Below are 25,688 nucleotides of genomic sequence, written 5' to 3'. Positions count from 1 at the left end.
AGAAAGCCCGCGTTGTCGTTGGCGATCTTCGCGAGCAAGCTCGCTCCTACAGAGGGCGATGCAGCCTTGCATTACGGCCCGACCAGGTCTTCCAGTTCCTGGGCGCGGGTCTGGGTCATGTCCAGCACGCAGCCGGTGCCGTTGACCTGGTCGATGGTGCCGCCGGTAGCCGAGCCGACGAAGGCACAATTGGCGTCACGGTACTTGATCCACAGGCGCTGCAGGTCCTGCAGTTGCTGCCTGCGGTTGCCTTCCTGGGCGGCGAGGGCGGTTTTGTAGGCTTTGTTCAGGCGCGTGTCTTGCACCTTGGTTTCCTTGACGTTGCAGCTGACCATGTCGGCAGTGGTATTGGCGCCGTCCATGCATTTTTTCAGCGCCGGGTTGTCGGCAGCGGCGGCAGTGCCGCACACGGCGAGAAGCAGGGCGCCGGCGGCGAGTGTGGTGCGAATCATGCTCGATTTTCCTGGCATCGGTGGATGTGCATTCTATGACTCAAGCCTCTTCGTTGAGTTTCCAGCCTTCTCTGAACTTCATGTAAGAACACCCCCCGAATTTTCATGCGCGGCCCTTGGGCATACCCCAACGCGACAGCGCTTATCTGTGGGCGAAAGTTACTTTCATAAAATTTGAAAATGCTCCTCGGTAATGATTTATGAGTTTCACAACCAATTCGACGTGACCCTTTCCGAGGAGTACCGCATGGCCGCATCACCGGGCTTCGGGCTGTTGGCATACGCTGCCATCGCCATCATTGCTTTGATCGTGCTGATCGCACGTTACCGGCTCAACCCGTTTATCGTCATCACCCTGGTGTCCATCGGCCTGGCGCTGATGGCCGGGATGCCGGCGGACACCATCATGGGTTCCTACGAGGCGGGCGTCGGCAAAACCCTGGGGCATATCGCCCTGGTCGTGGCGCTGGGCACCATGCTCGGCAAGATGATGGCCGAGTCCGGTGGCGCCGAGCAGGTGGCGCGCACGCTGATCAACCGTTTCGGCGAACGTAATGCCCATTGGGCCATGGTGTGCATCGCCTTCCTGGTGGGGCTGCCGCTGTTTTTCGAAGTGGGCTTTGTATTGCTGGTGCCGATCGCCTTTACCGTGGCGCGGCGCGTGGGGGTGTCGATCCTGATGGTCGGCCTGCCAATGGTTGCCGGCTTGTCGGTGGTGCATGCGTTGGTGCCGCCGCACCCGGCGGCGATGATGGCCGTGCTGGCGTATAACGCGTCGGTGGGGCAGACCGTGCTCTATGCGATCCTCATCGGTATCCCGACGGCGATCATCGCCGGCCCGGTGTACGCCAAATTCATCGTGCCGCGTATTCACCTGCCGGCGGAAAACCCGCTGGAACGCCAGTTCATCGAGCGCGAACCCCGTGAGCGTTTGCCGAGCTTTGCACTGACCATGGGCACCATCCTGTTGCCGGTGGTGCTGATGATGATCGGCGGTTGGGCCAACGTGATTTCCACCCCGGGTACGGGCTTCAACCAGTTCCTGCTGTTTATCGGCAACTCGGTGATCGCGCTGCTGGTGGCGACCCTGGTGAGTTTCTGGACCCTGGGCCTGGCGCAGGGCTTCAACCGCGAGTCGATCCTCAGGTTCACCAATGAATGCCTGGCGCCGACCGCGAGTATCACCTTGCTGGTGGGCGCGGGCGGTGGCCTGAACCGGATCCTCGTGGATGCAGGCGTCACTCATGAGATCCTCGGCCTAGCCCATGCCTTCCACTTGTCGCCGCTGGTGATGGGCTGGCTGTTCGCGGCGTTGATGCGGATTGCGACGGGCTCAGCCACGGTAGCCATGACTACGGCTTCGGGCGTGGTAGCCCCGGTCGCCCTGGGCCTGGGTTATCCACACCCGGAATTGCTGGTGTTGGCTACTGGCGCGGGTTCGGTGATCTTTTCCCACGTTAACGACGGCGGCTTCTGGCTGATCAAGGAATACTTCAATATGACGGTGATCCAGACCTTCAAGACCTGGACCGTATTGGAGACCCTGATCTCTGTGGTTGCCTTCGGTCTGACTTACGGTCTGTCCTGCATTTTGTAACCCGGAGCCTCCATGGACATCCTCTACCAGATCCGCGCCCGCCAGGATTCCTTCAGCGCCGGCGAAGGGCGTATCGCCAGGCTGATGCTGGAGGATGTGGGCTTTGCCGCCTCGGCCAGCCTGGAAGAGCTGTCCCAACGGGCCGAGGTCAGTACCGCGACCTTATCGCGGTTTGCCCGCAGTGTCGGTTGCCGGGACTTGCGCGATCTGCGCCTGCAACTGGCCCAGGCCAGCGGCGTCGGCAGCCGCTTCCTGGACCCGGCGGGGTTGCCTGAGCAGTCGGCGTTTCATCGGCAGATTCTTGGCGATATCGAGGCGACGCTGCGCCAGCATTTGTCGGGTTTCAACCAGGCGAGTTTTGTCGATGCGGTCAACCTGCTGGGGAAGGCGCGGATGATCCACGCGTTCGGCATGGGCGGGCCGTCGAGTTTGTGCAGCGATGAATTGCAGGTGCGCCTGGTTCGCCTGGGCTACCCGATTGCCGCCAGCCACGACCCGGTGATGATGCGTGTCACGGCGGCAACCCTGGGGCCGGAACACGCGCTGATCGTCTGCTCGCTCACCGGCCTCACCCCCGAGTTGCTTGATGTGGTGGCGCTGGCGCGCAACTACGACGCGCGCATCGTCGCCATCACCCTGGCCGACTCGCCCCTGGCGCAGTTGGCGGATGTGCTGCTGCCGCTGCAACCGGCCGAAACCAGTTTTATCTACAAACCCACGGCGGCGCGCTACGGCATGCTGCTGGCCATCGACCTGCTCGCCACCGAGCTGGCGCTGGCCCTGCCCGACGACAACCAGGAACGTTTGCGCCGGATCAAGCTGGCCCTCGACGATTATCGCGGCGGCCCTGACAGCCTGCCGCTTGGAGATTGATATGACGTACGACACGCTGATTCGCCAGGCGCTGATCATCGATGGCAGCAACACCGAAGGGTTTGTCGCCGATGTGGGGCTGCGTGACGGGCGCATCGAGACCATTGGCGACTTATCGACGGCGGTGGCCGCGCATGAAATCGATGCGACTGGCCGTGTGCTGGCGCCGGGCTTTATCGATGTCCACACCCATGACGACACGGTGGTCATCCGCCAGCCACAGATGCTGCCCAAGCTCAGCCAGGGCGTGACCACGGTGATTGTCGGCAACTGTGGCATCAGCGCCTCACCGGTGAGTTTGCGCAGCGATCCGCCGGACCCGATGAACTTGTTGGGCAGCGCTGCAGCGTTTGTTTATCCCTGTTTCAGCGACTATCGCAGCGCCGTTGAAAGCGCTCATCCAGCGGTCAACGTTGCGGCATTGATCGGTCACACGGCGCTGCGCAGTAACCACATGGACGACCTGCATCGCACTGCCACACCGGATGAAATCGCCGCCATGCGCGTGCAGTTGCACGAGAGTCTCGAGGCCGGCGCCCTCGGTTTATCCACAGGCCTGGCCTACGCCAGCGCGTTCAGTGCCGAGACCGATGAAGTGCTGCAACTGAGTGAAGAACTCACGTCCTTCGGTGCGGTGTACACCACCCATTTGCGCAGCGAATTCGAACCGGTGCTGGAGGCGATGGACGAGGCTTTTCTGATTGGCCGGCACGCACAGGTACCGGTGATCATTTCCCACCTCAAATGTGCGGGAGCGGGGAACTGGGGGCGTAGTCCGCAGCTGTTGGCAGCGTTGGAATCAGCGGCTAAAACCCATCCGGTGGGGTGTGATTGTTATCCCTATGCGGCCAGTTCCTCGACCCTGGACCTCAAGCAGGTGACCGACGCGTTTCGCATCACGATTACCTGGTCGACGCCGCACCCGGAAGTGGGTGGGCGCGACTTGCAGGACATTGCCGGCGAATGGGACGTCTCCCTGATGGACGCCGCCCGTCGTCTGCAGCCTGCGGGGGCGGTGTACTACGGGATGGATGAAGCGGATGTGCGACGCATCCTTGCGCATCCATTGTCGATGGTGGGGTCTGATGGGTTGCCCGAAGATCCGTTTCCACACCCACGCTTGTGGGGGGCGTTTCCACGGGTGCTGGGGCATTTCAGCCGGGATGTCGGGTTGTTCCCGTTGCATACCGCCGTGCACAAGATGACCGGCTTGTCGGCAGCGCGTTTTGGGTTATCCGAGCGTGGTGAAATTCGTGAAGGGCACTGGGCCGACCTTGTGTTGTTCGACCCGTTGCGGGTACGGGATGTGGCGGACTTCAATGAACCTCAGCGTGCAGCGCAAGGCATTGATGGCGTGTGGGTCAACGGCGTATTGAGCTACAGCGATGGTCGGGCGAACGGTCAGCGATCGGGGCGATTCCTGGCGCGCAGTGGGGATTTGCGTGATGGGTTTTCGACTCTATAGTGGGCGCTTTCATACACGGAGCGGTTGCCATGCACTTAGGAAAAGTTACCCCCATCCTGCGGATTTTCGATGAGGCCAAGGCCTTGGAGTTCTACGTCGACTTCCTGGGGTTCAAGGTCGATTGGCAGCATCGCTTTGAGGCGAATTATCCACTCTATCTGCAAGTGTCGCTGGGCGATTGTGTGCTGCACCTGTCCGAACATCATGGCGATGCTTCGCCGGGCGCGGCGGTGCGGATTCAGGCGCAAGGGGTGGACACGTACCAGCAGCAGTTGGCAGGCAAGGATTACCGTTACGCCAAGCCTGGGGTTGAGGAAACGCCTTGGGGATCGCGGGAGATGAGCATCAAGGATCCGTTTGGGAATCGGGTGGTGTTTGTTGAGGAAGGTGAGGGCTGAGAGGCAAATCGCAGACAATAAAAAACCGCCTGAGTAGGGCGGTTTTTTATTGCAATCCCGGTTAGTAGCTGGGGTTGCATATTCAGCGGAAGCTATGACCAGCGAGAAGAATACTACTGCCGATTGTCGCGCCCCGCAAGGACTGGCCAAGGCCGACGATTTTCACGCATTTCACTGAATGTTTAAAAAAACGGTGGCAAGAATTGGCAATAAATTAGCGGAGCTCTGCGGAGGGTTTTCTCATCGCCCGTCACACCTTCGATGAAGATGTTGGTTAGTATCACCCCCGTTCCAAGTATGTCGTTTGTAGGTGGCTGGGTATGCGCGCGGAATTATGGACCGAACGCCACGGGCTAGTAATCCGTGCCGGATTTATGCGGGAGGAACCAAAGCCCGGCCGCCTCATCGGAAGCTATGACCAGCATCCTAAGGCCCACATGTTCCGGTAAGTGTGCTGGAGGTAAGGCCCAACTTACGGAGGGCTGAGTATGTCTAAGTTTGCACGACGTACATGGAACCTCGTAGTGAACTGCCTACGTGCTTATCACGTATGGAAGTTCCTGCGGGACAGCTTCGATGACCGCTAACGTCTGAGAAGTGGAGCCGCTTCGGGTAATACCGAAGCGGCTTTTTGGTTTCTTAAACCCGGAAGTGACTGACCATCTGCTGCAACTGGCTACCCAAACGTGCCAGTTCCACGCTCGATTTTGCCGTCTCATCGCTCGCGGTGGCGGTCTGCTCGGACACGTCACGCACATTCACGATGCTGCGGCTGATCTCTTCGGCCACGGCGCTTTGTTGTTCGGCAGCGGCGGCGATCTGCTGGTTCATCGACTGGATGTTCGACACCGTGCGGGTAATGTTTTCCAGTGACACACCGGCCTTGCGCGTCAGTTCGACACTGCTGTCGGTGAGGCTGCGGCTGTTGTTCATCACGTTGGCGACTTGCTGGGTGCCGTTCTGCAAACCGGCGACCAGGCCTTCGATTTCCTCGGTGGATTTCTGCGTGCGCTGGGCCAGGCCGCGCACTTCGTCGGCGACCACGGCAAAGCCGCGACCGGCTTCACCGGCACGCGCCGCTTCGATCGCTGCGTTGAGGGCCAGCAAGTTGGTCTGTTCGGCCACCGCCTTGATCACGTCCATCACGCTGCCGATCTTGTTGCTCTCTTGTTGCAGGTGCGCCATGGCATCGGTGGAACGTTCCACTTCGGCGGCCAGGCGTTCGATCTGGGCGATGGCCTCGGCCACCACTTTATCGCCTGCGCGGGCCTGGCCGTCAGCGTCGGCGGCGGCCAGAGAAGCTTGTTCGGCGTTGCGTGCGACTTCCTGCACGGTGGCGGTCATTTCGTGCATTGCCGTGGCGACCTGATCGGTCTCGATCTTCTGGCTGTTCACACCGGCGCTGGTCTGCTCGGTGACGGCCGACAGTTCTTCGGCGGCGCTGGCGATCTGGGTCACGCCGTCGCGAATCCCGCTGATCAGTTCACGCAAGGTGGTGCCCATGCGCTGGATGCCTTGTTGCAGTACGCCCAGCTCATCGCGACGGGTGACCTGGATATTGTGGCTCAGGTCGCCGGAGGCGATGCGCTCAACCACGGCCAGGGTTTCCTGGATCGGGCGGGTGATCTGGCGGGTGATCACCCAGGCAGCAATGATGCCGACCAGCAGTGCAAGCAAGGTGCTGATCAATTGCAGGCTACGGGCTTGTGCACTTTCGGCGTCACGGCGGTTCAACTGGATGTCGTAGAGCTTGTCACTGATGGTGACGATGTCGGCACCCTGGGTGGTCATTTCAGCACGGGCGGCGACAATGTTGGCGTTGGCGGCCTTGTAGTTCTGCACGGCGCTGCGATAGGCGCCAAGGGCGGTTTCCAAAGAGGTCAGTGCGCTTTGCTGGCTGGCGCCGAAGGCGGCGCTGAGGTCTTTCAAGCCACTGATGGCTTTTTCGATTTGTGCGGCAGCGCGGGCTTCGGTATCCGGGTTGACGTTGCCGGTGTAGCCACGTACTTCATAGCGGGCCAACTGGAACTGCATCTTGGCGTCGGCCACGGCCTGGAACTGTGCAAGGTGCTCCGCGCTGTCGGGCATTTGCTTCACACTGGCTTCCAGCGCGTCGATTTGGGCGTTGGCGATATCGGCCTTGTCGCCCATCATTTGGCGAGAGGTATTACCGTTACGGTAAGCCTCACGCATTTTGTTCAGGGATTGCTGATAAGCCGTGATGATGGCTTTCTGCTCGTTGAGCAGCTTGACGTTTTCCGGGCTCTTGAAGCTGTCCAGGAGTTTCTGTTGCTGGGCAGCGAAGGTGTCCAGGCTGGTCTGCACGTTCTGCGCCACGGCTTCGTCGCCGTTAGCGAGCATGTATTGCAGGCGCACGATGCGCAGTTTGGTCAGCGACGCGTTGAGCTGGGTGATATCGCTCATCCAGTTACTACGGTCGATCAGGCTGCCGAGGCTGGTCCAGCCGGTGAAGGCCAGGATTGAGGTGAGGACCAGTACCAGGCCAAAGCCCAGGCCCAGTTTGAGGTTGACGCTGATGTTACCGAACCAGCTGTTCATCGAATGCTCCGCGAAGGTGATTTTTTGTCTGCTGGACGGTGTTGTTGTTTGAGCCAGCCAAGGTGTGTAGGCCTGTATCGGCGAAAGGGTTTGAATCTGAAGCGCTTTTATCGTGCGTGCGACGAAGCGTCGCGATCCCGGTGCCGCTCTGCCGTGCAGGGCTCATCACGAGCGGGTCTTGTGTGCTAGTCTGCTGGCCCTTTTAGTTCAGGGCGGCGCGCACATCACTGTTTCCAGTGCTGCCCTACAGCGGAGCCTCTTCATGTCCGAAGTTAATCTGTCCACCGACGAAACCCGCGTCAGCTACGGTATCGGCCGTCAGTTGGGCGACCAACTGCGCGACAACCCACCACCGGGTGTGAGCCTGGACGCGATCCTGGCTGGCCTGACCGATGCATTCGCCGGCAAACCAAGCCGTGTTGACCAGGAGCAAATGGCCGCCAGCTTCAAGGTCATCCGCGAAATCATGCAAGCCGAGGCTGCTGCCAAGGCTGAAGCCGCCGCAGGCGCTGGCCTGGCGTTCCTGGCTGAAAACGCCAAGCGTGATGGCATCACCACCCTGGCTTCCGGCCTGCAATTTGAAGTGCTGACCGCAGGTGACGGCGCCAAGCCGACCCGTGAAGACCAGGTTCGTACTCACTACCACGGCACCTTGATCGACGGCACGGTGTTCGACAGCTCCTACGAGCGTGGCCAGCCTGCAGAATTCCCGGTAGGCGGCGTGATCGCCGGCTGGACCGAAGCCCTGCAACTGATGAATGCCGGCAGCAAATGGCGCCTGTACGTGCCGAGCGAATTGGCTTACGGCGCTCAAGGCGTTGGCAGCATTCCGCCGCACAGCGTGCTGGTATTCGACGTCGAACTGCTCGACGTTCTGTAAGACCTGCTTTTGATTACCTGTAGGAGCGAGCTTGCTCGCGAAAAACGTCAACGATGACGCGGGCATCCTGGATGAGCGCGTTGTTTATGCGGTCTTCGCGAGCAAGCTCGCTCCTACAGTGTTTTGCTGGTTTCCTCATGGATGAAATTTGCCATTGAGCTCCGTCGCCGGGCGTAACGCTCGGGCATAGCAGAACAGAAACAGATTACGCACCACTTCCTTGAGCACTCCTGGTTCACTCGAACTCAGGCCGTTGACGTCCAGGTCACCCTGATCCTGCAATTCATTCAGAGCTTCTTCTTCCAGCACCGCACAGACTTCGCCGGTTTCCCGATGAAGGATGCGCAGGTAAGGGTGTGGGCGGTCGAGCCAGGCATCTATCAAATAAGTCATGGGTACATCTCCTTGATGGGTTTCAATGAGAATAATTCTTATTCGTAGAATAGCAAGTGCCTATTGGCAGTTTCCTGGTTTTTCTGTGTGGATATTGCGAGGGGTCAACAGGGAGGGCAAAACGCCATCCCGCGCGGGCGCGGGATGGATGCAGCAGGTTCAGACTTTGCGCACGAACTCGGACTTGAGTTTCATCGGGCCGATACCGTCGATCTTGCAATCGATATCGTGGTCGCCGTCGCACAGGCGGATGTTCTTGACCTTGGTGCCGACCTTCACGACCAGGGACGTGCCCTTGACCTTGAGGTCTTTGATCACGGTGATGGTGTCGCCGTCCTGCAGGACGTTGCCCACAGAGTCTTTCTTCACGGTTTCATCGCCGGCTGCTTCGGCCTCGCCATTGGCGGACCACTCATGGGCGCATTCCGGGCAGATCAGCTGGGCGCCGTCTTCATAGGTGTATTCGGAATTGCATTTCGGGCAGGGTGGCAACGTGCTCACTAAAGCTCCTTGAGATTCAGGGATGACTAAAAGTCGCACATTATATAGGGTTTTGTGATGTTGCAGGCTGTATGAAATCCAAATGTGGGAGGGGGCTTGCCCCGATGACGGTGTTCCAGCCGATATATCGACTGGCTGATCCACCGCGATCGGGAGCAAGCCCCCTCCCACATTGTAGGTATGGCTTAGTGAGTACGGGCGACCGCAAACTCACTCAGCTCAACCAGGGCATCCCGGTACTCGCTGGCCGGAAGGGCTTGCAGGCACTTGATCGCACGGGCCACGTAGTCACGCGCCAGTTGCGCGGTGTACTCCAGGGAGCCGGAAGCTTCCACGGCAGCACGGATGGCCTCCAGGTCTTCGATCCCGCCTTTCTGGATCGCCTTGCGCACGAGTGCCGCCTGTTCCGGCGTGCCTTCGCGCATGGTGTAGATCAGCGGCAAGGTCGGTTTGCCTTCGGCCAGGTCGTCGCCGACGTTCTTGCCCAGGGTCTCTGCATCGCCACGGTAGTCGAGCAGGTCGTCCACCAGCTGGAATGCCACGCCCAGATGGTCGCCAAAGGTACGCAGGGCTTCGGCCTGCTCGGCGGTCGCGCCACAGAGCGCGGCGGCACTGTGTGTGGAGGCTTCGAAGAGCATCGCGGTCTTGCCGCGAATCACTTCCATATAGGTTTCTTCGGTGGTGCTGGCGTCGCGAACCTTGGACAGCTGCAGCACTTCGCCTTCAGCGATGATGCGCGTGGCCTGGGAAAGAATCTTCATCACCGGCATCGAGCCCAGCTCGACCATCATTTCGAACGAGCGCGAGTACAGGAAGTCGCCCACCAGCACGCTCGGGGCATTGCCCCACATCGCATTGGCGGTCTCGCGGCCACGGCGCATGCCGGACATGTCGACCACGTCGTCATGCAGCAGGGTCGCGGTGTGCAGGAACTCGATGGTGGCGGCCAGCAGGCGCAGGTCATCGCCTTCGCGGCCCAGGGCCTTGCCACACAGCAGCACTAATAAAGGACGCAGGCGTTTACCGCCCGCCGACGTAATATAGTCGCCAATTTTGGAGACCAGCGGCACTTTAGACGTCAGCTGCTGCTTGATGATGCCGTCGACGGCGCTAAAATCGTCCGCGACCGCGCGGTAGAAAGCTTGGGGTTGCATCAGCGACAGTCGCTCCAGAAGGGTTGCGCGGCATGCTAGGACCCTGACCCCGTAGTGTCAAGGCGCGATAGACGGCCACTTGCAACACCCATTTACCTTGCGTACAATCGCGCACCCTGAACTTCCTGGGCAGCACCTGCCTTACGCAATTGCATTCGGGACGTCCATCCCATGCAGCCATGCCAGCCAATACCTCTTCTTATAAAGCGCTGGGTGAGCAGGATTATCGGAGAAATACCATGTCGTACGCAGTAATTGTTACTGGTGGCAAGCAATACAAGGTCGCCCCAGGTGAATACCTGAAGATCGAAAAACTGGAAATCGCTACCGGCGAATCCGTTACCTTTGATCGCGTTCTGTTGGTCGCCAATGGCGATGACGTGAACATCGGCGCTCCAGTTGTTGCTGGCGCTACCGTTGTGGCTGAAGTGATCTCCCAAGGTCGTCACGATAAAGTCCGCATCATCAAGTTCCGTCGTCGTAAGCACCACATGAAGCGTATGGGCCACCGCCAGTGGTACACCGAGATCAAAATCACCGGTATTCAGGCTTAATTTCAGCCTAATTCCTCACTAGGAGAATTGACTCATGGCACACAAAAAAGCTGGTGGTAGTACCCGTAACGGTCGCGACTCAGAAGCCAAACGCCTTGGCGTTAAGATGTATGGCGGCCAGAAAATCATTCCGGGCAACATCATCGTGCGTCAGCGCGGCACCCAATTCCACGCCGGTTACGGTGTTGGCATGGGTAAAGATCACACCCTCTTCGCGAAAATCGAAGGCGTGATCAAGTTTGAAGTAAAAGGCGCGTTCAACCGCCGTTACGTGAGCGTTGTCGCCGCTTAATTGCGCGATCGCTGGAAAAGCCCTGTCTTGCGACGGGGCTTTTTCGTTTGTGGAGTGAGTCTCTTGCAAAGCTGTTTGTAATGGGCTCAAGCAGCTGGATTTGCGGCTGTTGATTGAGGTCCCTGCGCTCATTTTTGCAAGAGTCTTATGTCTTGGTTTCTTAAGCTCGTCCATGCGGCGAGAGGCGTTTTGTTATGAAGTTCGTTGATGAAGTTTCCATCCGAGTAAAAGCAGGCGACGGCGGTAACGGTTGCATGAGTTTCCGTCGCGAAAAATTCATCGAAAACGGTGGCCCTAACGGCGGTGACGGCGGTGACGGCGGTTCCATCTACATGATGGCCGACGAAAACCTCAACACCCTGGTCGACTACCGTTACACCCGGCACTTCGATGCCGAGCGTGGCTCCAACGGCGGCAGCACCGACTGCACCGGTAAAAAAGGCGAAGACCTGGTACTGCGTGTACCGGTCGGCACCACGATCATCGACTCCGCGACCCAGGAAGTGATTGGCGACCTGACCAAGGCCGGCCAGAAACTGATGGTTGTACAGGGCGGCTGGCACGGTCTGGGTAACACCCGATTCAAGTCCAGTACCAACCGTGCACCGCGCCAGACCACGCCGGGCAAGCCGGGCGAGCAACGCGACCTGAAGCTGGAAATGAAAGTACTGGCTGACGTGGGCCTGCTGGGCCTGCCGAACGCCGGCAAAAGTACCTTCATCCGCTCGGTGTCGGCCGCCAAGCCGAAAGTCGCCGACTACCCGTTCACCACCCTGGTGCCAAACCTGGGCGTGGTCAGCGTCGACCGCTGGAAAAGCTTCGTGATCGCCGACATTCCCGGCCTGATCGAAGGGGCTTCCGACGGTGCTGGCCTGGGGATTCGCTTCCTCAAGCATTTGTCCCGCACCCGTTTGCTGCTGCACCTCGTCGACATGGCGCCATTGGATGACACCAGTGCACCGGACGCCGCCGAAGTGATCGTCAGCGAACTGACCAAGTTCAGCCCGGCCCTGGCCGAGCGTGATCGCTGGTTGGTGCTGAACAAGTGCGACCAGATCCTCGAGGAAGAGCACGAGGAGCGCGTCAAGGAAATCGTCGATCGCCTGGAATGGACAGGTCCGGTCTACGTGATCTCGGCGATCGCCAAAGAAGGCACCGAGCGCCTGACCCGCGACATCATGCGCTACCTGGAAGACCGTGCCGACCGTCTGGCGGCCGACCCGGTATTCAAGGCCGAACTCGCCGAACTCGATCAGCAGATCGAAGACGAGGCCCGTGCCCAGTTGCAGGCCCTGGACGACCAGCGTGCCTTGCGTCGCAGCGGCGTGAAGTCGGTCCATGATATCGGCGACGATGATTGGGACGAAGAAGACGTGGATGATGAAGACGGTCCGGAAATCATTTACGTGCGCGACTGATAGGTTGCGATAAACTCGAACGCCGCTCCCTGGAGCGGCGTTTTGGTATCCGGGTATAACGTTATGGCCAGCGCTGGGTCGCGCGGCCCTCTATCTAAGGTTGAAGATGATGCGGAGCAAAGTGACAGGTGCGCAGCGCTGGGTCGTAAAGATCGGAAGTGCGCTGCTGACGGCAGATGGCAAAGGCCTGGATCGTGCAGCCATGAGCGTCTGGGTCGAGCAGATGGTGGCCTTGCATGAGGCGGGTGTCGAGTTGGTGCTGGTGTCGTCCGGGGCGGTTGCCGCCGGGATGAGCCGCCTCGGCTGGACCGCGCGACCCAGCGCGATGCACGAACTGCAAGCCGCCGCCGCCATCGGCCAGATGGGCCTGGTGCAAGCCTGGGAATCCAGCTTTGCCGAGCATGGCCGCCACACGGCGCAGATCCTGCTGACCCACGATGACCTGTCCGACCGCAAGCGTTACCTCAACGCCCGCAGCACCTTGCGTGCGTTGGTGGAGCTTAAGGTCATCCCGGTGATCAACGAGAACGACACCGTGGTCACCGACGAGATCCGTTTCGGTGATAACGACACCCTGGCCGCGCTGGTGGCCAACCTGGTGGAGGCCGACCTGCTGGTGATCCTCACCGACCGCGACGGCATGTTCGACGCCGACCCGCGCCACAACCCCGATGCCCAACTGATCTACGAAGCGCGGGCCGATGACCCGGCGCTCGACGCCGTGGCCGGCAGCGTCGGCGGCGCCCTGGGGCGTGGCGGCATGCAGACCAAGTTGCGCGCAGCACGCCTGGCAGCACGTTCCGGGGCCCACACCATCATCGTCGGTGGGCGCCTGGAGCGTGTGCTGGATCGCCTCAAGGCGGGTGAGCGCATCGGTACGTTGCTGTCGCCCGAACGCGGCATGCTGGCGGCGCGCAAGCAATGGCTGGCCGGGCACCTGCAAACCCGCGGCACCCTGGTGCTCGACGATGGTGCGGTGTCGGCGTTGTCTCAGGGCCACAAGAGCCTGCTGCCGGTGGGCGTCAAGTTGGTGCAGGGCAGCTTCCGCCGTGGCGAGATGGTGGTGTGCGTGGCGCCCGACGGTCGTGAGATCGCCCGTGGCCTGGCCAACTACAGCGCCCTGGAAGCGCAGAAAATCATTGGACAATCGTCTGACGCGATTGTCGGACTCTTGGGTTACATGGCGGAACCGGAACTGGTTCACCGCGATAACCTGATCCTGGTCTAAACAAAGGGAATACACGATGCGCGTGATGAAGGGATTGCTCGGCCTGCTGCTGGCCCTGCCGCTGCTGGCTTCGGCCGAAGAAGTTGGCCAGGTGTCGACGGTGTTCAAGTTCGTCGGCCCCAACGACCGGATTGTGGTCGAAGCGTTCGATGACCCCAAGGTCGACGGCGTGACCTGCTATTTGTCACGCGCCAAGACCGGCGGCGTGAAAGGTGGCCTGGGCTTGGCCGAAGACCGTGCCGAAGCCTCGATCGCCTGCCGTCAGGTCGGCCCGATTCGCTTCAAGGGCGAGCTCAAGGACGGCGACGAAGTGTTCAAGGAGCGCACCTCGCTGGTGTTCAAGACCATGCAGGTGGTGCGTTTCCTCGACAAGAAGCGCAATACCCTGGTGTACCTGGTCTACAGTGACCGCTTGATCGAAGGCAGCCCGCAGAACGCGGTGACGGCGATTCCTATTCTGCCGTGGCCGACCGCTCAGTAATCCGCAGGCAAGTTTTGCAATCGGCGTCTATGATTGCAGGCTTGCGGGTTGTAATCTCGAAGCGCTGCTTTGCTAAGAACATGGGAAATCTGGAGTTCGTCATGAGTGCTTTCCACGACCTGAAACTCAAAGCTTTGGACGGACAAGAGCTGCCGCTGGCGCCCTTCAAGGGGCACGTTGTGCTGGTGGTCAACGTAGCCTCCAAGTGTGGCCTGACCCCGCAATACGCTGCGCTGGAAAACCTTTATCAGCAGTACAAGGACCAGGGATTTACCGTGCTTGGCCTGCCGTGCAACCAGTTTGCAGGCCAGGAACCGGGTACCGAGGAAGAAATCCGCGAGTTCTGTAGCCTGAACTACGGCGTGACCTTCCCCCTGGGCAGCAAGCTCGATGTGAACGGCCCTGAGCGTCACCAACTGTACCGTTTGCTGGCGGGCGAGGGCGCCGAGTTTCCAGGGGATATCACCTGGAATTTCGAGAAATTCCTGCTGGGCAAGGATGGCCGGGTCCTCGCGCGTTTCTCGCCGCGCACCGCACCGGATGATCCAACGGTCGTGCAGGCTATCGAAAAAGCCCTGAATTGAGCACCTGTCGGTGCAGCTTCAAGTTGTAAGCTTGAAGCTGCAAGTAGAAGCACATGCGCGGCTCTTGCAGCTTTAAGCTTGCAGCTGGCCGCTGCTTTCATACCCCTTAATCACCCAAATCAATAGTGCTATTCGGCACGCTGCACTCCTCATATTATCCGCATCATAAACCTCGTCTTCCGCGGAGTGCTCCCATGCCTGTCCAAGCCTTGTTCAAACCGTTCCAGCTCGGTGCACTGCAGCTGTCGACCCGTGTGGTCATGGCGCCGATGACCCGTTCGTTTTCCCCAGGTGGCGTGCCTGATTCCAAGGTCATCGAGTACTACCGCCGCCGTGCCGCTGCCGGCGTGGGCCTGATCATTACCGAAGGCACCGTGGTTGGTCACCCAGCCTCCAATGGCTACCCGAATGTCCCGCATTTCTACGGCGAGGCGGCGCTGGCCGGCTGGAAGAAGGTCGTCGATGCCGTGCACGCCGAAGGTGGCAAGATTGTCCCGCAGCTCTGGCACGTGGGCAGTGTGCGCCGCATCGGTACCGAGCCTGACGCCAGTGTGCCGGCCTACGGCCCGATGGAAAAACTCAAGGATGGCAACGTGGTCGTCCACGGCATGACCACCCAGGACATCAAGGATGTCATTGCCGCGTTCGCCCAAGCCGCCAAGGATGCCCAGGGCATCGGCATGGACGGCGTGGAAATCCATGGCGCCCACGGCTATCTGGTCGACCAGTTCTTCTGGGAAGGCAGCAACCAGCGCACCGACGAATACGGCGGCAGCCTGGCCAACCGTTCGCGCTTTGCCATCGAGTTGATCCAGGCCACCCGCGCCGCCGTCGGCCCGGACTTCCCGATCATCTTGCGTTTCTCCCAGTGGAAGCAGCAGGACTACACCGCACGCCTGGTGCAAACCCCCGAGGCCTTGGGTGAATTCCTCAAGCCGTTGTCTGATGCCGGTGTGGATATTTTCCACTGCTCCACCCGTCGTTTCTGGGAGCCGGAGTTCGAAGGTTCCGACCTCAACCTCGCCGGCTGGACCCGCCAACTCACGGGCAAACCGACGATCACCGTGGGCAGTGTCGGCCTGGATGGCGAATTCCTGCAGTTCATGGTCAACACCGACAAGGTTGCCCAACCGGCCAGTCTGGAAAAGCTGCTGGAGCGCTTGAACAACGACGAGTTCGACCTGGTCGCTGTTGGCCGTGCGCTGCTGGTGGATCCGGATTGGGCCGTGAAGGTGCGTGAAGGTCGTGAAGGCGACATTCTGCCGTTCAGTCGCGAGGCGTTGACGACCCTGGTGTAGGGGGGAGCCCAGGCCTGCGTTCACTATCGACGGCTGAGCGTGAGGGTTTAGCTGTTTCAGGCGAAAGGCTGGGTATTGAATACCCGGCCTTCCGCTTGTGTTCAGGCCATCATTCGCCTCAATGCTTATTGCCTTGTCCTTGGTCCATATGGATTAAAGCTAGAAGTGCTGTCCGTCTGGTCGGAACGTGCCCATTGAGGTGGCCTGACGGAACATTGCTCCTGGTTTGGGCGCGTACCCCCAGGTAGTGGAAGGCGGTCAGTGGGCTGCGGGCGTTGCCAGTCGTTCTGCGCCGGCTGCCAGGCGTTTTGCGAGTGTGTGGACTGTGGGCGGTTGTCATGGTTGTGCGGTGGGCGTTGCCAGTCGTTCTGCGCCGGCCGCCAGGCGTTTTGCGGGCGTGTGGACTGCGGGCGGTTGTCATGGTTGTGCGATGGGCGTTGCCAGTCATTCTGCGCCGTTTGCCAGTTGTTTTGCGGGCGCGAAGGTTGCGGGCGGTTCCAGCCAGTGTTTGCGTGGTTCTGGTGGTTTTGACCGCTTCCGGATGGGGATGCCCATGCGGAGGGGTTGAATGGTTGGAATCTCAGCGCCATTGATCCATTTATCAGTGTCGACATAGTGCTCTCTATTAGTTTTTCAGCATGAATGACCTGCCTCGTTCGAGTGTGTTTCACAGGGACACACCCCCTCTTACGGCAGGTGTCATATCAGTGGTGATAATTCGTTCGACGTTCCGGAAATATCCTGTTGTGGCGTGCCGATTCAGGCAGTCCCAAGCAGGGATTCCTACCGTTGAAACCAATATTCAAGGGGTAGGCAGGCAGGACCGGGAATTGGCCTACGTCATTCGTAGAGGGTTCAACGAATGTCAGGCAGTGTTGAAGCTGCCAAATGTTCTGCGCACACATCGCGTAACTGGTTCTCGAACTGCTCGATAATCGCCGGCCAGCCCTGGCGGCTCGCATGTTGGCGTGCATTGAGGCGGGCCCTGCGCAAATGTTCGCTGTCTTCCAGCAACCATCTGGCCGCATCGCAAAACGCGTCCTCATCACCCGGCATGGCCAGCACACCGTTGTAACCATGGCGGATATGCTGGGTCGCCGCCGCCTGGTCGTACGCCACCACACCCAGCCCGGAGGCCATGGCCTCGAGCACCACATTGCCGAAGGTTTCGGTCAGGCTGGGGAACAGGAACACATCCCCGGATGCGTAATGCCGCGCCAGTTCTTCGCCGCGCTGGGTGCCACAGAACACCGCGTCGGGCAGGTCGCGCTCGAGCATCGGGCGTTGCGGGCCATCGCCGACGATGATCAGTTTCAGCCGACGCCGTGGATAAGTTGCCTGCAGCGCGTCAAAGCAGCGCTTGAGCAGCCCGAGGTTTTTCTCCTGGGCCAGGCGCCCCACGTGCAGTACGGCAATATCGTCGTTTTCCAGGCCCCAGCTTTCCCGTAGTGCGTTGTCACGCTTGGCCGGGTGGAATAATTGGCTGTCCACCCCGCGCGCCAGCATCCCCAGGCGCTCGAAATGCCGACGCTCCAGTTCCAGGCGTTGGCTGGCGCTGGGCACCAGGGTCAAGCTCGAACGGTTATGAAACCAACGCAGGTAGTGCGTAACCATGCGGCTTAACAGGCTCAGGCCATACTGGTTGGAGTACTGCTGGAAATTGGTGTGAAAACCGCTGACCACGCTGATTCCCAGGCGCCGCGCCGCCCGCAGCGCCGACAGCCCCAGCGGGCCCTCGGTGGCGATGTAGAGCACGTCGGGGCGCTGGCGTGTCCAGCGGCGCAGCAACTTGTGCATCGACGACTGGCCCCATTGCAGGCCTGGGTAACCCGGCAGCGGCCAGCCACGGCAGAGCAGCAAGCCATCATCGCTGGGCCGGCTTGCATCGGCGCCCTGGCGCGGGCGAACCAGTTCGACTTGATGGCCACGCGCGCGCAAACCTTCGCACAGGCGGCCAAGGGTATTGGCCACCCCGTTGATCTCTGGCGGGAAGGTTTCGGTGATGAGAGTGATGTGGAGCGAAGCTGTCGTCATGACCCACAGTGTCGCCGTGGGCCATGTCGCCATTGTGTCATGCAGATGATGGATTTATGACTTGACCACTTTCGGCGTCGCCATGGCCTCGGCGCCCTGTTCGCGCACCCAGAACAACGTCGCCCCGGCCACTGCCGCCGGCATCATCAACAGGTTGACCACCGGCACCAGCAGCACCAGGTAGACGATGCCGCCGAAGCTCATGCTCTGCCAGCGCTTCTGGCGCAGCCAGGCGAGCATTTCGTTCCAGCCCAGCTTGTGGTTATCGGCCGGGTAGTCGATGTATTGGATCGCCATCATCCACACGCCGAACAGCAACCACAGTGGCGCGGCGATCAGGTTGACCACCGGAATGAACGACAGGATAAACAGGCCGATGGCCCGTGGCAGGAAGTAGCCCAGCTTGCGCATTTCCCGGGCCAGGGTACGCGGAACCATTTCAATCAGTTCGCCCCAGCTGAAGGCCGGGAAGTCATCGGTACCCCGTACCACCACTTCGACTTTCTCGGAAAGAAAGCCGTTGAACGGTGCCGCGATGATATTGGCGAGCATGGTGAAGGTGAAAAACACCATCAGCACCACCAGCACCACAAACAGCGGCCATAGCAGGTAATTCAGAAAGCTCAGCCAGCCGGGCAGGGTCGGCATCAAGTGGTCGACCCACAGGCTGAACTGATGGCCGGCAAAGTAGATCAAGCCGATGAACAGCACCAGGTTGATCGCCAGCGGCAGCAACACAAACAGGCGCAGGCCGGGGCTCAGCACCAGTTTGAGGCCTTCACGCAGGTATTGCGGGCCGGAAAGAACAGGGGCGGGCATGGAGAACTCCGAGCAGGATGACGAACGCGCCGACCTTACCGGCTTTGCCTTCAAGGCGAAAGCGTGGTCGGTGTGACGACATCAACGGTAACAAAGGCGTCGATTAATCGGCCTGACTGCATAGAGACCGCCTATGAGCTGGATTGTTATTCCGTATTTCCTTAATCTTGCCCCCCTCGATACGCTGCACCCATTATTTTTCAGGGCCTGCGAGTTAAAGCCTTCCCCAAGTGCTTCGTGGTCCCTTTTTTATTCCAGCCGTCTTGTAGTCCGGGCGGTCGATAGGAGTGAGTCATGTCTGATACCCGTCATTCGCGAGTGATTATTCTCGGTTCCGGCCCTGCCGGTTACAGCGCTGCCGTCTACGCTGCCCGGGCCAACCTCAAGCCGCTGCTGATCACCGGCATGCAGGCGGGCGGTCAGTTGACCACCACCACTGAAGTCGACAACTGGCCGGGCGATGTCCACGGCCTGACAGGTCCGGTGCTGATGGAACGTATGAAAGAACACGCCGAGCGCTTTGAAACCGAGATCGTGTTTGATCACATCAACAAGGTCGACTTCTCGAAAAAACCTTACAGCCTGACCGGCGACAGCGGCGTCTACACCTGCGACGCACTGATCATCGCCACTGGCGCCAGCGCTCGTTACCTGGGCTTGCCATCGGAAGAAGCGTTCATGGGCAAGGGCGTTTCCGCTTGCGCCACCTGTGACGGGTTCTTCTACCGCAACAAGCCGGTCGCCGTGGTCGGTGGCGGCAACACGGCCGTGGAAGAGGCGCTGTACCTGGCCAACATCGCCAGCACCGTGACCCTGGTTCACCGTCGCGAGACGTTCCGCGCCGAGAAGATCCTGATCGACAAGCTGCACGCCCGTGTCGCCGAAGGCAAGATCATCCTCAAGCTCAACGCCACCCTGGATGAAGTCCTGGGCGACAACATGGGTGTGACCGGTGCTCGCCTGAAAAACAACGACGGCAGCTTCGACGAGCTGAAAGTCGACGGCGTGTTCATCGCCATCGGCCACACCCCGAACACATCGTTGTTCGAAGGCGTGCTGGAAGCCAAAGACGGTTACCTGGTGGTGCAAGGCGGTCGTGAAGGCAACGCCACCGCGACCAACATCGAAGGCATCTTCGCTGCCGGCGACGTGGCCGACCACGTCTACCGCCAGGCCATCACCTCGGCCGGCGCCGGTTGCATGGCGGCCCTGGACGCCGAGCGTTACCTCGACGGTTTGAAGGACGCTGCGTTCTAAATTGTTGAAATAAAAAAACCGGCTGCGAGGCCGGTTTTTTTATGGGTGCAATTTAAATCTGGGAGGGACAAGCCCTCTCTCACATTTGCATCTGACTCAGGATTTGCGGGTCAGTGGCTGGGCGGCGAATTTCACACCTGCCAACCCATGGGCAATCAACGCGCGGATATTGCCATGGTCACTGCCCTCAGGCGTGGCCACCACCGAGCGGTAATGCTCGCCAAACGCCAGCAGCGCTTCCTGGTCGCTCAAGCCTTCCAGCAGCGCCAGGCCCAAGGTCTTGCACGAACCTTCGTTCTGCCCGGCAGCGTTTTCCACATCGCCGTTGGTGAAGGCCTGCGGCTGGTAATCGTAACCGGCAGCGACAAACGCCAGGGTGTCGGCAAAAACGTGTGCGCCGCTGTCGAGGCTGGCGCGCAGGGTGTTCAAATCAGTCATGGGTCTTTCCTTTGGCGAACGCCGCCTGTTGTTCGGCGCTGGCTTCTTGCTGGTATTGGGCTTTCCACTCGGCGTACGGCATGCCGTACACCACTTCACGGGCGTCATCGAGGCTCAGCTCGATCTGGCGCTCGTCGGCCTCGGCCTTGTACCACTTGGACAGGCAGTTACGGCAGAAACCGGCGAGGTTCATCAGGTCGATGTTCTGCACATCCTTGCGGCTGTCCAGGTGCGCCACCAGGCGGCGGAAGGCGGCGGCTTCGAGTTCGAGGCGTTGTTGATCGTTCATAGGGCTCACTGACAATTCAGGGGTTAGCGGCTGGCCGCCAGGGTAATCGACACCGACTCGGCAAAGCGCAGCGCATGGGGCTTGTCCACTTCGACTTCGGCGTACAGCACCGATTCGTTGCTCATCACCAGGTCCAGCAGTTCCTGGGTCAGGCGCTCCAGCAAGGCAAAGCGGTTGCCTTCCACGTGGGCGATGATGGCCTTGGTGATGGTGCGGTAGTTCAGCGCGTGGTCGATGTCGTTGTCGCGCACGGCTTCCTGGGCGGCATACAGGATGGTCAGGTTGATCAGCACATCCTGCTTGTTGAGGATTTCGTCCTCATTGATACCGATGAAGGTGCGCAGGCACAGGTCCTTGACCCGGATGCGCGCCATGCCTGGTTGAAGTTGTGGCATTGCTACTTGCTCCGTCCAATCAGTTGCAGGAACTCCATGCGCGTGGTGTTCGACTCGCGGAACGCGCCGAGCATCACCGAGGTGTTCATGGTTGAATTCTGTTTTTCCACGCCGCGCATCATCATGCACATGTGCTTGGCTTCGATCACCACGGCCACACCGGCGGCCTGGGTCACGTCCTGGATGGCGTCGGCGATTTGCCGGGTGAGGTTTTCCTGGATCTGCAGGCGCCGGGCGAACATGTCGACGATACGCGCCAGCTTCGACAGGCCCAGCACCTTGCCGGTCGGAATATAGGCCACGTGGGCCTTGCCGATAAAGGGCAGCAGGTGATGCTCGCACAGCGAATACAGCTCGATGTCCTTGAGGATCACCATCTCGTCGTTGTCGGAGGCGAACAGTGCGCCATTGACGATTTCCTCGAGGTTCTGTTCATAGCCATGACACAGGTACTGCATGGCCTTGGCGGCACGCTTGGGGGTGTCGAGCAAGCCTTCGCGTTCCGGGTCTTCGCCCAGGCCCTTGAGGATCTCGCGGTAATGGTGGGGCAGAGATAAGGTCATACAACATCCTCACAAACGGCTTACTTGATATGCCGCCCGCCGTTGACGGTCAGGGTGGTACCGGTGACATAGGGGTTGTCCAGCAGGTAACGCACACTCTGGTAGATCACCTCGGGACCAGGCTCGATGCCCAGGGCCGACTTGGCCAGCACCTTGGTGCGATAGGCCGCGTCGTCGCCTTCGTTGAACATCACCATCGCCGGGGCGATGCCGTTGACCTTGATCAGCGGCGCAAACTGCGTGGCGAACGACAGCGTGAGGCTCTCGAGCCCGGCCTTGGTGGCGCAGTAGGCGATGTGCTGGCGGCTGCCCTTGCGCACCACGTCATCGCTGATATGCACGATGTCGGCAGGTGTCGAGCGTTGCAGCAAGGGTGAACAATGCAGGTTGATCAGGTACGGCGCAAGCATGTGCACGCTGAACATGTCGGTAAAGGCACGGCTTTCGTCGCCCGGCGCCTCTGCGACCCAGGCCGAAGCGTTGTGGATGATCGCACGCAGGCTTTGGGTTTGGCTGTTCAGTTCAGCGATAAACGCGAGAATTCCGGCTTCGGTGGAGAAGTCGGCAAACACGCCGACTGCGCCACGCTCACGCAGGGCCTGCACGCCGGGGCGTTCGCTGCGGTAGCTGAAAATCACCGGCTGGCCTTCGTCCAGCAGGCGCTCGGCGCAATGCAGGCCGACACGCTGGCCGGCGCCGGTGATCAGGATCGGGGCGTTCGTTGCAGTCATGGGAGGCTCGCGTCGCTGGCAGGCGCAAATCATACCAGCGACGGGCCGCCCCTGTACTCACGCCGCCGCTTCGGAGGCCTTGCGCGGGGCTGGCGCTGGGTGCAGCCAGTTCGCCAGCAGGTGGGTCGACAGCGGAATGAACCAGTACACCATCAAGGGCGTGAGTGCCATTGTGCTGACCAGCACACGTGGCCCCAGTTCGAATTCACTGAGCAGCGGCCCCAGGACGAAGTTGAACAGCAGCGACACCGGGAAAAACGCCAGCCAGATCGCCACCGCCTGCTTCCAGCGTGGCGGACGCGCACCCGCTGCGCCAAACCAGCCATCGATGCCCCGTACACGGTGCTCGGACGGGTCGGCGAACAAATCGCTGCCACGGCTCAACCACGCACTGCGTGAGGCGGAAAACTCCCAGGCGTGCAGGGTCTTCTCATCGGCGAAGCGGAAAATGATCTGGAATTCATCGTCATTGGGCGGTGGGGCCAGCACGCCGGAGCCCAGGTAACCGGGGAAGTCGGTGGCCAATTGCTCGCCTTCGCGCAGCCAGGCCATCAGTTCTTTATAGCGCCCTTTGGCCACGCGGCGCGCAACCATCAAGGTGACGGGAGAGGTAGACATTGTGTATCTCCAAATGTACGGGTGCACTGGACCGTGTAGGTGGCGCACAGACGAAGCTGCGGGGTGTTGCAGCGACGTGTAAAAAGCAGGCAAGGATTATTCCTGTTTTACCCGAATACACCAGCGACATTGGTCCGAAAAGCGGGAAACTTGAAAAAGACAGGTGTAAAGGGGTTAAATGAGCGCCCAGTTAACGTTGGTTTTTTGGTCAAAAATGCCCGTGATTACTGCTCCGCTTGAAAGTGTTTCGCATCTGGATTCCACTGATTCCGATGAGCTGTTTCCGATCCGTGAAGTCTCGAGATTGACAGGCGTCAACCCGGTCACCCTGCGTGCCTGGGAGCGCCGTTATGGGCTGATACAGCCCACGCGCACCGAAAGTGGGCATCGCCTCTATTCCAAGGCCGATATACAGACAGTCCATCGTATTCTCGATTGGATCGAGCGCGGCGTCGCCGTGAGCAAAGTGGGCAAGATCCTCGCTCGCGACGATCAGCAGGCCGAAGCCGTTCGTGCGCAGCGCGATGCGGTCGAGGAAAGCGAATGGCCGCAGTGGCAGGCGCGGTTGATGCAGGCCGTCAGCGACTTCGACGACCGTCAGATGGAACGTGTGTATGGGCAGGTCCTGGCGACCTACCCACTCGACGTGGTGTTCCAGGACATTCTGATGCCCCTGTGGAATGAGCTGTTGCGTCATCAGGGGCGTTTTGGCCAGGCCAGCGAGTGGTTGTTCTTCGACAACTTCCTGCGAGTACGTGCCTTGGAGCGCCTGCAACTGGCGTGTGCTTCACCCGTGCCGCGGGTATTGCTGGCGGCCATGGCGGGTGAGTGCCGCAAGTTGGAGTTGCTGGTGGCGGCGCTCTTGATGAGCCGGGATGACCTGGCCGTGAAAGTGCTGGGCATGGGACAGCCGTTTGACGAGTTGACGCTGGTCTGCGAGAAGACTCACCCACAGGCGCTGATCCTCTTCTCCAATTACTCGCATAACCATGATCTTGCGGGGCGCTTGAACCGCTTGGCGTTGACCCTGGATTGCCCGCTGCTGCTTGCAGGTGCGGCGTCGGATCTTGCCGAGGACGGCCTGGCCGGCACGTCCATCGGCTGCCTGGGCAATGAAGGTCGCTTGATGCGGCGGCGCTTGCAACAGTTTCTCAGCGGCGGGCTGGATACCTGATTTCAGGCATGCATGTGCGGGTGGACCAGGCGGTGCTGGTGCAGGATGAACTGACGCAGACGCTCGGTTTCATCCACGTCGCTTTGGCTCAAGCGGTAGGCAAACAAACCCCGCGCCGTTTCCCGCTCGAATGCGCCGCGCAGCGCGATGCGTTCGTAGCCCGACGGGCTGAACCACAGGGAAAAGGTTTTTGGCGGCTTGATCCGGCCGCGAATCTCCACCAGCACACCCTTGAATGACACTTCATGCACCCGCAGGGCGCCAGCAGCGCCACGGATATTCTCCAGCGCCACCGGCGTTTCAAGCGCCAGGCGCCACGGGCGTATCATTGGCCCGTCTTCGAAAATACTCGGCACGCCCAAACGCAGATGCACCGCATTGAACTCATCCTCTACCAGATGCAGGGGGAAGGTCAGTTGCTGGTTGTCGAACTGCGCCTGGATGGTGAGGTGGTCGTGGGCGGCCAGGCGGGTGAGCAAGTCGCGAATCTGTGCACCGCCGTTGACGGTCAGGCTCGACGAAGCATCCCGCAGGTTGAGTTGCGGGTTGTGCTGCATGCTCTGAATGAAATCCAGCTCATCCTGGGTCAGAAGCGCATTGCGTTGCATCGTGCTTGCTCAATGGAGGGGTGTTAAAGTGCCATTATCCGCTGTTATGGCCGCAGTTTCTAAATTTTGTTTAATCCGCTTGTCGCTTTGAGCGCTGCCAGCTCGGCCTTGACCTCGGCCAGTTCACTTTCCAGCTGCGCGACACGCTGCTGGGCCTTGACCTGGAGCGTGACGTCCTTTTGTACACCGACGAAATACGTCTGCTTGTCCGCGGCGTTGTAAACCGTTGAAAGGGACAGTTCGTTCCAGAAGTGGCTGCCGTCCTTGCGGTAATTACGCAGGGTTTCCCGGCAGGCACCGCCGTTCTCCAACGCGTCACGGATGGCCATCAGGGCCGGCTGGTCGCGGTCGCCGGATTGCAGGAAGCGGCAATCCTGGTAGAGGATTTCGTCGAGGGTGTAGCCGGTCAGCCGTTCGAATGCAGGGTTCACGTAGATCAGCGGCTTGTCCTTGCCTTCTCTTTCAGCGACGACGATGCCGTCGTTGGAAGCGTTGATCACCATTTGCATCAGCTTGGCGTTAATCATTGAGCGGTCCATGGCTTGTGATTGGAGTGGGCAGTTTAAGACATGCCTTGAATCTTGCACGGCGGGCGCCGAAATATTTGCGCCAGCTGCTAATATCCCAGGCTTTCG

Annotated in this window: 28 protein-coding genes and 3 pseudogenes; 14 read left to right on the top strand and 17 right to left on the bottom strand. The window is 60.2% G+C overall.

Annotated features, from left to right (window positions below; all coding sequences use genetic code 11):
* Positions 1 to 71: 71 nt before the first annotated feature.
* Positions 72 to 452, bottom strand: a complete 381-nt coding sequence (locus BLW22_RS24585; RefSeq protein ID WP_065925965.1) for a lysozyme inhibitor LprI family protein — start codon at positions 450 to 452, stop codon at positions 72 to 74.
* A 247-nt stretch (positions 453 to 699) separates the two neighbouring features.
* Between BLW22_RS24585 and BLW22_RS24580 the strand changes: the two genes are divergently transcribed.
* Genes BLW22_RS24580 through BLW22_RS24565 form a run of 4 tightly spaced genes read left to right on the top strand, consistent with a single transcriptional unit; the run spans position 700 to position 4,785 of the window.
* A complete protein-coding gene (locus tag BLW22_RS24580) occupies positions 700 to 2,049 on the top strand; it encodes a GntT/GntP/DsdX family permease (RefSeq protein WP_235865606.1) in 1,350 nt (449 codons plus the stop codon).
* Positions 2,050 to 2,061: 12 nt separating this feature from the next.
* Positions 2,062 to 2,922, top strand: a complete 861-nt coding sequence (locus BLW22_RS24575) for a MurR/RpiR family transcriptional regulator (protein WP_065925967.1) — start codon at positions 2,062 to 2,064, stop codon at positions 2,920 to 2,922.
* Position 2,923: 1 nt separating this feature from the next.
* Positions 2,924 to 4,387: an N-acyl-D-amino-acid deacylase family protein gene (locus BLW22_RS24570; protein WP_074847607.1), complete on the top strand. Its 1,464-nt coding sequence runs from the start codon at positions 2,924 to 2,926 to the stop codon at positions 4,385 to 4,387.
* 29 nt (positions 4,388 to 4,416) lie between these two features.
* On the top strand, positions 4,417 to 4,785 hold the full coding sequence (locus tag BLW22_RS24565) for a glyoxalase superfamily protein (RefSeq protein WP_027607654.1): 369 nt from the start codon (positions 4,417 to 4,419) through the stop codon (positions 4,783 to 4,785).
* 639 nt (positions 4,786 to 5,424) lie between these two features.
* Here the strand turns inward: BLW22_RS24565 and BLW22_RS36080 are convergent.
* The 3 pseudogenes from BLW22_RS36080 to BLW22_RS36070 all read right to left on the bottom strand — a co-directional run.
* Positions 5,425 to 6,018, bottom strand: a pseudogene (locus BLW22_RS36080) (methyl-accepting chemotaxis protein); the annotation flags it as partial.
* Positions 6,019 to 6,279: 261 nt separating this feature from the next.
* Positions 6,280 to 6,426 (bottom strand): annotated as a pseudogene (locus BLW22_RS36165) (HAMP domain-containing protein); the annotation flags it as partial.
* Positions 6,427 to 6,546: 120 nt separating this feature from the next.
* Positions 6,547 to 7,344: pseudogene (locus BLW22_RS36070) on the bottom strand (methyl-accepting chemotaxis protein); the annotation flags it as partial.
* 262 nt (positions 7,345 to 7,606) lie between these two features.
* Here BLW22_RS36070 and BLW22_RS24555 point away from each other — a divergent pair.
* A complete protein-coding gene (locus BLW22_RS24555; protein ID WP_003176055.1) occupies positions 7,607 to 8,224 on the top strand; it encodes a BamJ family beta-barrel-assembly machinery protein in 618 nt (205 codons plus the stop codon).
* A gap of 135 nt (positions 8,225 to 8,359) precedes the next feature.
* Here the strand turns inward: BLW22_RS24555 and BLW22_RS24550 are convergent, their stop codons facing one another.
* From BLW22_RS24550 to BLW22_RS24540, 3 genes are all read right to left on the bottom strand, one after another.
* Entirely contained in the window at positions 8,360 to 8,617 is a 258-nt protein-coding gene (locus tag BLW22_RS24550) for a PA4570 family protein (protein ID WP_003194088.1), read from the bottom strand.
* Between the two features lie 159 nt (positions 8,618 to 8,776).
* A complete protein-coding gene (locus tag BLW22_RS24545; RefSeq protein WP_017254008.1) occupies positions 8,777 to 9,118 on the bottom strand; it encodes a zinc ribbon domain-containing protein YjdM in 342 nt (113 codons plus the stop codon).
* A gap of 185 nt (positions 9,119 to 9,303) precedes the next feature.
* A complete protein-coding gene (locus BLW22_RS24540) occupies positions 9,304 to 10,272 on the bottom strand; it encodes a polyprenyl synthetase family protein (protein ID WP_065947210.1) in 969 nt (322 codons plus the stop codon).
* Between the two features lie 239 nt (positions 10,273 to 10,511).
* Between BLW22_RS24540 and rplU the strand changes: the two genes are divergently transcribed.
* The 7 genes from rplU (at position 10,512) to BLW22_RS24505 (ending at position 16,127) form a co-directional block, all read left to right on the top strand.
* Positions 10,512 to 10,826, top strand: coding sequence for a 50S ribosomal protein L21 (gene rplU / locus BLW22_RS24535; protein ID WP_003176051.1), 315 nt, complete (start codon positions 10,512 to 10,514; stop codon positions 10,824 to 10,826).
* A 34-nt stretch (positions 10,827 to 10,860) separates the two neighbouring features.
* Positions 10,861 to 11,118, top strand: coding sequence for a 50S ribosomal protein L27 (gene rpmA / locus BLW22_RS24530; RefSeq protein ID WP_003176049.1), 258 nt, complete (start codon positions 10,861 to 10,863; stop codon positions 11,116 to 11,118).
* 194 nt (positions 11,119 to 11,312) lie between these two features.
* The gene (gene cgtA / locus BLW22_RS24525) at positions 11,313 to 12,536 is read left to right on the top strand and encodes an Obg family GTPase CgtA (protein ID WP_015885843.1); all 1,224 of its coding nucleotides are present in this window, start codon (positions 11,313 to 11,315) and stop codon (positions 12,534 to 12,536) included.
* A 109-nt stretch (positions 12,537 to 12,645) separates the two neighbouring features.
* Entirely contained in the window at positions 12,646 to 13,764 is a 1,119-nt protein-coding gene (gene proB, locus BLW22_RS24520; RefSeq protein WP_065925971.1) for a glutamate 5-kinase, read from the top strand.
* A gap of 16 nt (positions 13,765 to 13,780) precedes the next feature.
* The gene (locus BLW22_RS24515; RefSeq protein ID WP_027607650.1) at positions 13,781 to 14,245 is read left to right on the top strand and encodes a CreA family protein; all 465 of its coding nucleotides are present in this window, start codon (positions 13,781 to 13,783) and stop codon (positions 14,243 to 14,245) included.
* A 101-nt stretch (positions 14,246 to 14,346) separates the two neighbouring features.
* The gene (locus BLW22_RS24510; RefSeq protein ID WP_065925972.1) at positions 14,347 to 14,829 is read left to right on the top strand and encodes a glutathione peroxidase; all 483 of its coding nucleotides are present in this window, start codon (positions 14,347 to 14,349) and stop codon (positions 14,827 to 14,829) included.
* A 194-nt stretch (positions 14,830 to 15,023) separates the two neighbouring features.
* The gene (locus tag BLW22_RS24505) at positions 15,024 to 16,127 is read left to right on the top strand and encodes an NADH:flavin oxidoreductase (RefSeq protein ID WP_065925973.1); all 1,104 of its coding nucleotides are present in this window, start codon (positions 15,024 to 15,026) and stop codon (positions 16,125 to 16,127) included.
* 855 nt (positions 16,128 to 16,982) lie between these two features.
* On the opposite strand, the gene BLW22_RS24500 is transcribed toward BLW22_RS24505, so the two are convergent.
* Positions 16,983 to 18,161: a glycosyltransferase family 4 protein gene (locus BLW22_RS24500; protein ID WP_074847606.1), complete on the bottom strand. Its 1,179-nt coding sequence runs from the start codon at positions 18,159 to 18,161 to the stop codon at positions 16,983 to 16,985.
* Positions 18,162 to 18,215: 54 nt separating this feature from the next.
* Complete coding sequence (gene cysZ, locus BLW22_RS24495) at positions 18,216 to 18,980, bottom strand: sulfate transporter CysZ (RefSeq protein WP_074847605.1); 765 nt, start codon at positions 18,978 to 18,980, stop codon at positions 18,216 to 18,218.
* Between the two features lie 294 nt (positions 18,981 to 19,274).
* Here cysZ and trxB point away from each other — a divergent pair, with 294 nt between their 5' ends.
* Positions 19,275 to 20,237, top strand: a complete 963-nt coding sequence (gene trxB / locus BLW22_RS24485) for a thioredoxin-disulfide reductase (protein WP_025858049.1) — start codon at positions 19,275 to 19,277, stop codon at positions 20,235 to 20,237.
* Between the two features lie 96 nt (positions 20,238 to 20,333).
* On the opposite strand, the gene BLW22_RS24480 is transcribed toward trxB, so the two are convergent.
* From BLW22_RS24480 to BLW22_RS24455, 6 genes are read right to left on the bottom strand one after another with little or no spacing between them, the layout of a single operon-like run.
* The gene (locus BLW22_RS24480) at positions 20,334 to 20,675 is read right to left on the bottom strand and encodes a HopJ type III effector protein (RefSeq protein WP_065925976.1); all 342 of its coding nucleotides are present in this window, start codon (positions 20,673 to 20,675) and stop codon (positions 20,334 to 20,336) included.
* Positions 20,668 to 20,964 carry a DUF1244 domain-containing protein gene (locus BLW22_RS24475; RefSeq protein ID WP_027607644.1) on the bottom strand — a complete coding sequence of 99 codons (297 nt, stop codon included), beginning with the start codon at positions 20,962 to 20,964 and terminating at the stop codon, positions 20,668 to 20,670. Before BLW22_RS24475 ends, BLW22_RS24480 begins: the two co-directional genes overlap by 8 nt.
* Before the next feature lie 23 nt (positions 20,965 to 20,987).
* Positions 20,988 to 21,359 carry a dihydroneopterin triphosphate 2'-epimerase gene (gene folX / locus BLW22_RS24470; RefSeq protein ID WP_003194073.1) on the bottom strand — a complete coding sequence of 124 codons (372 nt, stop codon included), beginning with the start codon at positions 21,357 to 21,359 and terminating at the stop codon, positions 20,988 to 20,990.
* A 2-nt stretch (positions 21,360 to 21,361) separates the two neighbouring features.
* On the bottom strand, positions 21,362 to 21,922 hold the full coding sequence (gene folE, locus BLW22_RS24465) for a GTP cyclohydrolase I FolE (protein WP_025858052.1): 561 nt from the start codon (positions 21,920 to 21,922) through the stop codon (positions 21,362 to 21,364).
* Positions 21,923 to 21,942: 20 nt separating this feature from the next.
* The gene (gene folM / locus BLW22_RS24460; protein WP_065925977.1) at positions 21,943 to 22,653 is read right to left on the bottom strand and encodes a dihydromonapterin reductase; all 711 of its coding nucleotides are present in this window, start codon (positions 22,651 to 22,653) and stop codon (positions 21,943 to 21,945) included.
* Positions 22,654 to 22,710: 57 nt separating this feature from the next.
* Positions 22,711 to 23,271: a putative antibiotic biosynthesis monooxygenase gene (locus BLW22_RS24455; protein ID WP_065925978.1), complete on the bottom strand. Its 561-nt coding sequence runs from the start codon at positions 23,269 to 23,271 to the stop codon at positions 22,711 to 22,713.
* Positions 23,272 to 23,485: 214 nt separating this feature from the next.
* Between BLW22_RS24455 and BLW22_RS24450 the strand changes: the two genes are divergently transcribed.
* The gene (locus BLW22_RS24450; RefSeq protein ID WP_074847603.1) at positions 23,486 to 24,445 is read left to right on the top strand and encodes a MerR family transcriptional regulator; all 960 of its coding nucleotides are present in this window, start codon (positions 23,486 to 23,488) and stop codon (positions 24,443 to 24,445) included.
* A 2-nt stretch (positions 24,446 to 24,447) separates the two neighbouring features.
* Here BLW22_RS24450 and BLW22_RS24445 read toward each other — a convergent pair whose 3' ends face one another.
* On the bottom strand, positions 24,448 to 25,053 hold the full coding sequence (locus BLW22_RS24445) for a hypothetical protein (RefSeq protein WP_065925980.1): 606 nt from the start codon (positions 25,051 to 25,053) through the stop codon (positions 24,448 to 24,450).
* A gap of 59 nt (positions 25,054 to 25,112) precedes the next feature.
* Positions 25,113 to 25,580, bottom strand: a complete 468-nt coding sequence (locus BLW22_RS24440; protein WP_065925981.1) for a PAS domain-containing protein — start codon at positions 25,578 to 25,580, stop codon at positions 25,113 to 25,115.
* Between the last annotated feature and the right edge of the window lie 108 nt (positions 25,581 to 25,688).

Source organism: Pseudomonas marginalis (assembly GCF_900105325.1).
GTDB classification, from domain to species: Bacteria; Pseudomonadota; Gammaproteobacteria; order Pseudomonadales; family Pseudomonadaceae; genus Aquipseudomonas; species Aquipseudomonas marginalis.
The sequence above is the reverse complement of the archived record's forward strand: the minus strand, read 5'-3'. Positions and strand labels throughout refer to the sequence as shown.